The organism is Paraburkholderia sp. GAS334 (assembly GCF_050436625.1).
Classification (GTDB): Bacteria; Pseudomonadota; Gammaproteobacteria; order Burkholderiales; family Burkholderiaceae; genus Paraburkholderia.
Window position 1 is genome coordinate 1 of record NZ_JBNDMO010000086.1, and the last position, 2,568, is coordinate 2,568.

A 2,568-nucleotide genomic window follows, 5' to 3' on the forward strand; every position below is an offset into this window, starting at 1 on the left:
CCTTTGGGCCGTCCGCTCATCGTTACCTCCCGTATCAAGTGCCACACAAGACACTTTAGTACGGGATTGACATCTTTCAATGAATTTCTAACTCATGACACTAGGGAATCGCATCCTCGCTGACCGAATCGGCGGATCGCTGCTAGAGGCAGTTGAGCACAGGCTGGAAGTGAATGGCGCCCACCAACTGCCATTTGGAGCATTCTCCCTTTCCCAGAATAACACCGGCCTGCGCGATGCGATTAATGTGCAACTTCGTTTGTATCTCGGCTCATCAACGCATCGCACCCGCATGGCGGAATTCCGTCTTACCCATAACGAGATCAACCCGGCCCTCGACCAGTAAGCTGAAGACGATCTTCGGGCAGAAGGCGACATTCACCAGTACATTAGGATCTGATACTTCCCTACATTCAATCCAGTCGTCGGCAAGGATATCCTCAATGAAGCTTTGGAGCATTCGCGATTACGTGTTTTTGCTTTCAGCGCAATCGGCGTCCACTTTAGTTGGTGCTGGTATGAACGTGGTCTTTCCGCTGCTAATCCTGAAGTTCACTGGATCGATGGCTGCCGCAGGGGTGGTGGGTGTCTTGAGGTCCGCGCCTTACTTATTCTTGAGCCTGCCGTTAGGGGCGCTAGTCGATCGATGGAACCGCAAACACATCATGATGGCGTGTCAGAGCGGTCGATACGTCTGCTTCTTCGTCCTTGGCATAATGGCACATTATGGTGTAGTCAATCAGTGGCACATTTACTTCGTCTGCACAGTAGACGGCATCTTGTTTGTATTCTTCAATATCGCTGAAGCGGCAGTCCTGTCGAGCGTAGTGCCTCGCGAACTGCTGTCCCAGGCATCTAGCACGAACGAGGCTGGCTTCGGTACCGCGATGATTCTCGGGCCGGCTGCCGCCACTTTGGTCTATCAAATTTTGGGGATTAGTGGAGCGCTTTTCGCCGGCGCAGTTTGCTACCTTTGTTCCTTCATCTTCCTCAAGATACTCAAGACCGAACTGAATGTTCCGCGTGTAGACGGACGCCGTTCGTTGACCAAGGACATTGCGGAGGGAGTTCGATGGCTTTTGGGTGCCCGCCTAGTTCTTTTGCTTGCATGCATGATGGGGGGCTTGAATTTAATCAACGCCGCAATGCCGCTTTTGGCAATCACCGTGGGACAACGTTTGGGGGTCAGCGATACGTCGATTGGCACGATGGTCGCATGCGGTGGCATCGGAAGTGTTCTCGGATCCATTTGCGGCACGCGTTGGTTGCGGGTGCATGGTTTTGGCCGAGGAGTGGTGCTGGCTGCCTGGCTCCATGCGATTGCTTTTGGTGCGTTGTTCATTGCGACAAATATGCCGAGGCTGGGCTTAGTGTATGGGTTAGTCGAAGCGTTCTACTCTCTCTACGCCGTTATGCAATTCGCTTACCGTGTCAGGTCCGTGCCAGAAAAGCTTCAGGGAAGGGTCAACAGTTCATGCCGATTGATAGCCTTTTCTCTGTATCCGTTGGGCTCGGCGGTCGCTGGGATAATCTCCGAATACTGGGGCGTACAAGTTCTATTGACTCTATTTACTGCGGTTGCAGTCCTGCTCGCCTGTACTCTATCGCTCAGTCGGTCGATCGCGCCGGCATGGAATGAAGGTTCGGTTCGGGAAGGCTTACGAGATTGATCGTGCTCCCGCGGAAAACCGGTTTGGCGATACCTGTCACGCAGTGGGCGCTGGGGGATATATCGAATCAGCAAAATGATCAATGTAGCGGGTACGCACGTCCCAGCAATGGTAACCGTCCCCGCTATCGTGCTGCGAATGGCCGCTATGGAGAAAGCCAAACGGCTGAAAAGGGTCCAGAGTGTGTGAAAACGCATTGATCGCCTAAACTAAATCAACGCACTGAGCCCGGGTGACTCATGAAGCGATTTGTCGAAGGCGATGACCGCAAGCAGGTCGCACTACTTCCAGAATGCGTCGATGACTACATCGGACAGGACAATCCGGTGAGAGTCATCGATGTCTTCGTCGACGAACTGGATCTTGCAGAGCTCGGTTTCAACGGTACCACGCCGGCGATCACGGGCCGCCCGTCCTATCACCCAGGCGTGATGCTCAAGATCTATATCTACGGCTACCTGAACCGGATACCTTCGAGCCGGCGTCTCGAGCGTGAATGTCAGCGCAACGTCGAGCTGATGTGGCTAACGGGACGTCTGGCTCCGGACTTCAAGACGATCGCCGACTTTCGCCGTGACAGCGGCGCAGCCATTCGCAACGTATGCCGGCGTTTCGTCGAACTGTGTCGCGGGCTGAAGCTGCTAGCCAGTGACATGGTGGCCATCGACGGTAGCAAGTTCAAGGCGTCAAACAGCCGCGACAGGAACTACACGGCGAGCAAGATCGACAAGCGTCAGCAGCAGATCGAGGAAAGCGTGCAGCGATATCTCGACCTGATTGAAACCGCAGACCGGACCAGTCCAACAGGTTTCGATGTGAAGACCGTTCGCCTGTACGAGAAGATCGCCCGCTTACGCCAGCAGATGCGTGAGCTCGCACAGGTCAGGAAGCAGTTAGA

The 2,568-nt window shown here is 54.4% G+C and carries 3 protein-coding genes; all 3 read left to right on the forward strand.

Features of this window, described 5'->3' with window-relative positions:
• Nucleotides 1-94 precede the first annotated feature (94 nt).
• The gene (locus P3T21_RS38290) at nucleotides 95-346 is read left to right on the forward strand and encodes a hypothetical protein (protein WP_429261037.1); all 252 of its coding nucleotides are present in this window, start codon (nucleotides 95-97) and stop codon (nucleotides 344-346) included.
• Between the two features lie 97 nt (nucleotides 347-443).
• The gene (locus P3T21_RS38295) at nucleotides 444-1,670 is read left to right on the forward strand and encodes an MFS transporter (RefSeq protein ID WP_429261038.1); all 1,227 of its coding nucleotides are present in this window, start codon (nucleotides 444-446) and stop codon (nucleotides 1,668-1,670) included.
• Nucleotides 1,671-1,909: 239 nt separating this feature from the next.
• The coding region (locus P3T21_RS38300) for a transposase (protein ID WP_429261039.1) at nucleotides 1,910-2,568 on the forward strand (659 nt) is incomplete at its 3' end.